This is a genomic window from Mesorhizobium humile, from assembly GCF_033977215.1.
Lineage (GTDB): Bacteria > Pseudomonadota > Alphaproteobacteria > Rhizobiales > Rhizobiaceae > Mesorhizobium > Mesorhizobium humile.
Window position 1 is genome coordinate 1 of the sequence record NZ_JAVIIV010000052.1, and the last position, 5,773, is coordinate 5,773.

The 5,773-nt window shown below is 63.0% G+C and carries 6 protein-coding genes; all 6 read right to left on the reverse strand.

Features of this window, described 5'->3' with window-relative positions:
* A partial coding sequence (locus RFM52_RS32515) for a biotin/lipoyl-containing protein (protein ID WP_320327900.1) occupies window positions 1-696 on the reverse strand: 696 nt, incomplete at its 3' end.
* A 3-nt stretch (window positions 697-699) separates the two neighbouring features.
* Window positions 700-987: a hypothetical protein gene (locus RFM52_RS32520; protein ID WP_320297931.1), complete on the reverse strand. Its 288-nt coding sequence runs from the start codon at window positions 985-987 to the stop codon at window positions 700-702.
* Window positions 988-999: 12 nt separating this feature from the next.
* Complete coding sequence (locus RFM52_RS32525; RefSeq protein ID WP_320297932.1) at window positions 1,000-2,385, reverse strand: pyruvate dehydrogenase complex E1 component subunit beta; 1,386 nt, start codon at window positions 2,383-2,385, stop codon at window positions 1,000-1,002.
* Window positions 2,386-2,400: 15 nt separating this feature from the next.
* The gene (gene pdhA / locus RFM52_RS32530) at window positions 2,401-3,438 is read right to left on the reverse strand and encodes a pyruvate dehydrogenase (acetyl-transferring) E1 component subunit alpha (RefSeq protein ID WP_320297933.1); all 1,038 of its coding nucleotides are present in this window, start codon (window positions 3,436-3,438) and stop codon (window positions 2,401-2,403) included.
* Between the two features lie 175 nt (window positions 3,439-3,613).
* Window positions 3,614-3,937: an FtsB family cell division protein gene (locus RFM52_RS32535; protein WP_320297934.1), complete on the reverse strand. Its 324-nt coding sequence runs from the start codon at window positions 3,935-3,937 to the stop codon at window positions 3,614-3,616.
* Window positions 3,938-4,093: 156 nt separating this feature from the next.
* Entirely contained in the window at window positions 4,094-5,368 is a 1,275-nt protein-coding gene (gene eno, locus RFM52_RS32540) for a phosphopyruvate hydratase (protein ID WP_320297935.1), read from the reverse strand.
* Window positions 5,369-5,773: the final 405 nt, after the last annotated feature.

Genomic DNA, 5,773 nt, shown 5'->3' on the forward strand with positions numbered 1-5,773 from the left:
CATGTTGTCATGCGGCACGAGCTCATAGGAGCCTTCGGCGAACAGCTTCAGCACCTGGTCGTCCGACATCGGCTTCGGCGCGGGAACCGGAGCGGACGGCGTGCCGGCGGGCGCCTTCGCAGCCGGCGCGGCCTTGGCGCCGCCGGAAGCGATCGCCGCCTCGACATCCACCTTCACCACGCGGCCATGCGGGCCGGAACCGGTCAGCGCCGTTACGTCGACGCCGGCATCCTTGGCGATGCGGCGGGCCAGCGGCGATGCGAAGACGCGATCACCGGCGGCGTGGCCGTTGGCGACGGGAGCAGGCTCGGCTTTCGCCGACGCGGGCGCCGCAGCGGCTGCCGCCGGCTTGGGTGCTTCCTTGGGCGCTTCGGCCTTCGGGGCTTCCGCTTTCGGAGCTTCGGCCTTTGGCTCGGCGGCGCCGCCGCTCTTGGCCGCGGAGCCGGCATCCTCGCCTTCACCGGCCAGGATGGCGATCAGCGCGTTGACCTTGACGCCTTCGGTGCCGGCCGGAACCACCAGCTTGGCGACCGTGCCTTCATCGACGGCTTCGACTTCCATCGTCGCCTTGTCGGTCTCGATCTCGGCGATCACATCCCCGGGCGAAACCTTGTCGCCCTCCTTCACGAGCCATTTGGAAAGATTGCCCTCCTCCATGGTGGGCGAGAGCGCCGGCATGGTGATGTTGATTGGCATCGCTCACTCCTGAATGAATTTGAACAGGCCGCGCATGACGGTTAGCGTGGCGACGATAAAAACCGGTGGCAAGACCCCGAAATGGAAGCTGCTTTTGCTCATTTCGAGGCTCATCATGCCACCGGTCTGATCAACCTGTGCGGAACCAGTCGCAACAATTGCCAAGACGAGTGAGGCAGCACCGCTGAGCATCAGCAAAACCGCATCGAATTTCCCGGTCATCGAGCGCACAAAAAAGGCCACGGCAACGGTAGGGACAATGACGGCGGCCAGAACCCAGAGAGACGGCATCCGCTTGGTCTCCTAGCGATAGGTGACGGCTTTGACCGCTTCGACGACTTCGCCGACATTGGGCAGCGCCAGTTTTTCGAGATTCGCCGCGTAAGGCATCGGCACGTCCTTTCCGGCGATGGTGATCACCGGCGCATCGAGGAAATCGAAGGCGCGCTGCGAGACCTGGTTGGCGATGTGGTCGCCGACCGAGTTCTGCGGAAAACCTTCTTCCACCACCACGAGACGGTTGGTCTTCTTCACCGAAGCGATAATCGTGTCGAAGTCGAGCGGGCGGATGGTCCGCAGATCGATGATCTCGGCGTCGATGCCCATGCCGCGCAGCTCGGCCTCCGCCTTGACCGCATAGGTCATACCGATGCCGAAGGAGACGAGGGTGACATCCTTGCCCTGCTTGTGGACACGCGCCTTGCCGATCGGCAGCACGAAATCGTCGAGCTTCGGCACGTCGAAGGAATGGCCGTAGAGGATCTCGTTCTCGAGGAAGATGACCGGGTTCGGGTCTCTGATCGCCGCCTTGAGCAGGCCCTTGGCGTCGGCAGCCGTGTAGGGCATCACCACCTTCAGGCCGGGGACATGGCTGTACCAGGCGGCATAGCATTGCGAGTGCTGGGCGGCGACGCGCGCCGCCGCACCGTTAGGACCGCGGAAGACGATCGGTGCGCCCATCTGGCCGCCGGACATGTAGAGGGTCTTGGCGGCCGAGTTGATGATCTGGTCGATCGCCTGCATGGCGAAATTGAAGGTCATGAATTCCACGATCGGCTTCAGCCCGGCCATTGCCGCGCCGACGCCGACGCCGGCAAAACCATGCTCGGTGATCGGCGTGTCCACCACGCGGCGCGGTCCGAATTCCTGCAGCAACCCTTGCGTGATCTTGTAGGCGCCCTGGTACTCGGCGACCTCCTCGCCCATGACGAAGACATCGCCGTCGCGGCGCATTTCCTCGGCCATGGCGTCGCGGAGCGCTTCGCGCACCGTGGTGGAAACCATCTCGGTGCCCGCGGGAATGTCCGGATCGGCGGCGACCTCCGTCCTCGGTGCTGCGGCGACAGGAGCGGCGGCCTCACTCTTGGCCGCGGCCGGTGCCGGCGCGGCTTCGGCCTTGGCAGGCTCTTCCTCGCCGATGCCTTCGCCGGCCTTGTCGACGTCTTCGCCATCGACGGCAAGCACGGCGATGACCGCGTTGACCTTGACGCCTTCGCTGCCGGCCGGAACCACGATCTTGGCAAGCGTCCCCTCGTCGACGGCTTCGACCTCCATCGTCGCCTTGTCGGTCTCGATCTCGGCGATGACGTCACCGGCGACGATCTTGTCGCCTTCGTTCTTCAGCCATTTGGAAAGATTGCCCTCTTCCATCGTCGGCGAGAGCGCGGGCATGAGAATTTCGATCGGCATGTCCTTGCCCTCTCCTTAGAGTACGATGTCGGTCCAGAGCTCGGACGGATCCGGCTCGGCGTCATTCTGGGCGAATTCGGCGGCGTCGGCGACGATGTCGCGGACTTCCTTGTCGATGGTCTTGAGCTCGTCCTCGCTTGCCCACTTCTTGTCGAGCAGCCGCACCCGGACCTGCTCGATCGGGTCGTGCTCGGAGCGCATCTTCTGCACTTCCTCCTTGGAGCGGTATTTTGCGGGATCGGACATCGAATGGCCGCGATAGCGGTAGGTCTGCATCTCGAGGATCAGAGGCCCGTTGCCGGCACGGCACCATTCGGTGGCGAGGTCGGCAGCCGACTTCACGGCGCGGACATCCATGCCGTCGACCTGGATGCCAGGAATCTTGAAGGAAGCGCCGCGATGCGAGAAGTCGGTCTCGGCCGACGAGCGCGACACGGACGTGCCCATGGCGTAGCGGTTGTTCTCGATGATGTAGATCACCGGCAGCTTCCACAGCGAGGCCATGTTGAAGCTTTCGTAGACCTGGCCCTGGTTGGCGGCGCCGTCGCCGAAATAGGTCAGCGAAACGTTCTTGTTTTCGCGGTAGCGGTTGGCGAAGGCGAGACCGGTGCCGAGCGACACCTGCGCGCCGACAATGCCGTGGCCGCCATAGAAATGCTTCTCCTTGGAGAACATGTGCATGGAGCCGCCCTTGCCCTTCGACAGGCCGCCGCGGCGGCCGGTGAGCTCTGCCATGACGCCGCGCGGCGACAGGTCCATCGCCAGCATGTGGCCGTGGTCGCGATAGGCGGTGATCATCTGGTCGCCTTCGACCAGCGCCATCTTCATGCCGGTGACGACGGCCTCCTGGCCGATATACAGATGGCAGAAGCCGCCAATGAAGCCCATGCCGTAAAGCTGGCCGGCCTTCTCCTCGAAGCGGCGGATCAAGAGCATGTGCCGGTAGGCGGAAAACTCTTCTTGCTTGGTGAAATCCGCCGGCTTGGGCGCTGACAGATTGGGCTGTTTGTCGGGTCTGGATTTGGCGGGCGCTTTTTTGGCGGCGGTGGCCATGCGTCACTCCCTGTTGGCGTCTCTTCGCGGACATTCAGGGAGATCGATCGCCTCCCCACCGATTTGCGCGAGGCTAACACGCAAGAATGCATTGCGCCATGCTGAAAAATGCATGGCTGGCATGCATCTAAGCGATTAGAATCATTGAAAATAAAGATGATTAACCGAAGTTCGGTTATTTCGTCGGAGCGGGCAACATGATGGTGATTTCGTCGGGCTGGGACAGATTGAGCGCCTTTCGGGCCTGCTCGTCAAGCATATCCTTCTCCAGCGTGCCTTCATGCATCAGCTGGACCCGGCGCTCGAAGTCGATCCGGCGCGCCTTCACGGCATCGAGCTGGGCCTGCAGTTCGACCGTCCGCGCCTGCAGCCGATATTTGGAATAGATGCCGAATTCGCCGTGATAGGCATGGAAGCCGAAATAGGCCAGGAAGAGCACGCAAAGCGAGGGGATGATCAGCCTGCCGGTGTTTCTCTGCTTGTGCTGACGTGTCCACATGACCCGAACCCTCGCGGCCGCGAACGCAAGCGGCCATGAGTCGTATTTCGCCCGATTGTGCTTAATGGACGGTTACGGCGACCGGTTTGCAGGACTGCCGGAAACGAAAAAGGGCGGGAACGCCCCGCCCTTTCCATACTGTTCGAACAGGCTGGATCAGCCCTTGACCACCGACTTGCCGGCGTAGAGTGCCTGCTTGCCGAGTTCTTCCTCGATGCGGATGAGCTGGTTGTACTTGGCCATGCGGTCGGAGCGCGACAGGGAGCCGGTCTTGATCTGCCCGCAATTGGTGGCGACCGCGAGGTCGGCGATGGTCGAATCCTCGGTCTCGCCCGAGCGATGCGACATGACGGCGGTGTAGCCGGCCTTGTGAGCGGTCTCGACCGCGTCGAGCGTCTCGGTCAGCGAGCCGATCTGGTTGACCTTGACCAGGATCGAATTGGCGACGCCCATGCGGATGCCGTCGCGCAGCCGCGCCGTGTTGGTGACGAAGAGATCGTCGCCGACAAGCTGGGTCTTCTTGCCGATCAGGTCGGTCAGGATCTTCCAGCCTTCCCAATCGTCCTCGGCAAGGCCGTCCTCGATGGTGATGATCGGATAGTCGGCAGCGAGCTTGGCAAGGTACTTGGCCTGCGCCTTCGGATCGCGGGTCTTCTTCTCGCCCTCATAGACGTAATTGCCGTCCTTGAAGAACTCGGTCGCCGCGCAGTCGAGGCCGAGGGCCACGTCCTCGCCCGGCTTGAAGCCGGCCTTCTCGATCGACTCCATGATGAAATCGAGCGCCGAAGGCGCGCTCTTCAGGTTGGGGGCGAAGCCGCCCTCGTCGCCGACATTGGTGTTGTGGCCGGCATCCTTGAGCTTCTTGCGCAGCGTGTGGAAAATCTCCGAGCCCCAGCGCACGCCGTCGCGCAGCGTCGGCGCGCCGATGGGCAGGATCATGAATTCCTGGAAGTCGATCGGGTTGTCGGCATGCGCGCCGCCATTGATGATGTTCATCATCGGCACCGGCAGGATATGCGCCTTGGTGCCGCCGACATAGCGGTAGAGCGGCAGGCCCGCGGCTTCCGCGGCCGCCTTGGCGACAGCCAGCGACACGCCGAGGATGGCGTTGGCGCCGAGACGGCTCTTGTTCGGGGTGCCGTCGAGCTCGATCATCGTCTGGTCGATGTGGATCTGGTTCTCGGCTTCCATGCCGCCGATCGCCTCGAACAGCTCGCCGTTCACCGCCTCGACAGCGCGCTGCACGCCCTTGCCGAGATAGCGCGGCCCGCCGTCGCGGACTTCGACCGCCTCATGTGCGCCGGTCGATGCGCCCGACGGCACGGCGGCGCGGCCCATGGAGCCATCCTCCAGCACCACGTCGACCTCGACGGTCGGATTGCCACGGCTGTCCAGGATTTCACGCCCGACAATGTCGATGATGGCGGTCATTTGCGATGTCCCCGATTGATCGATTGAAGCGTCGCGCCCCTCTTAGCCAAAGCGGAGCAAAAGGCAATCGGCGGCGCCGCAATTATTGCCGCGGGCAAGAGTCACGAAGCGCAAATTTCTGTCATCATAAGTCATGCGCGTTGCGCAACCATCTCATCTATGGTCGCATTCGCGCGGGGCGAAACAGGAGGAGTTTCGCCATGTCCCAGTTGAGCGGTATTGTGAGTTTGTTCCTGATCGCGGCGGCGTTCCTGACGTCATGCGACGATCAGAAGCCCCAGCAGAGTTCGGTAGAACTATCGACCCTCCAAGCGGCGCAGTAGCGTCGAGGCGCAAAGGCCCCCGTTTCGCGGGGGCCTTTCGATTTCCACCTGTCGATCAAGCGATCAGTGCCAATAGGGCTTC

Excerpts from the sequence above, each read along its gene's own strand:
- RFM52_RS32525 (WP_320297932.1), bottom strand. The coding sequence starts at position 2,385 with ATGCCGATCGAAATTCTCATGCCCGCGCTCTCGCCGACGATGGAAGAG.
- RFM52_RS32520 (WP_320297931.1), bottom strand. The coding sequence starts at position 987 with ATGCCGTCTCTCTGGGTTCTGGCCGCCGTCATTGTCCCTACCGTTGCC.
- eno (WP_320297935.1), bottom strand. The coding sequence starts at position 5,368 with ATGACCGCCATCATCGACATTGTCGGGCGTGAAATCCTGGACAGCCGT.
- pdhA (WP_320297933.1), bottom strand. The coding sequence starts at position 3,438 with ATGGCCACCGCCGCCAAAAAAGCGCCCGCCAAATCCAGACCCGACAAA.
- RFM52_RS32535 (WP_320297934.1), bottom strand. The coding sequence starts at position 3,937 with ATGTGGACACGTCAGCACAAGCAGAGAAACACCGGCAGGCTGATCATC.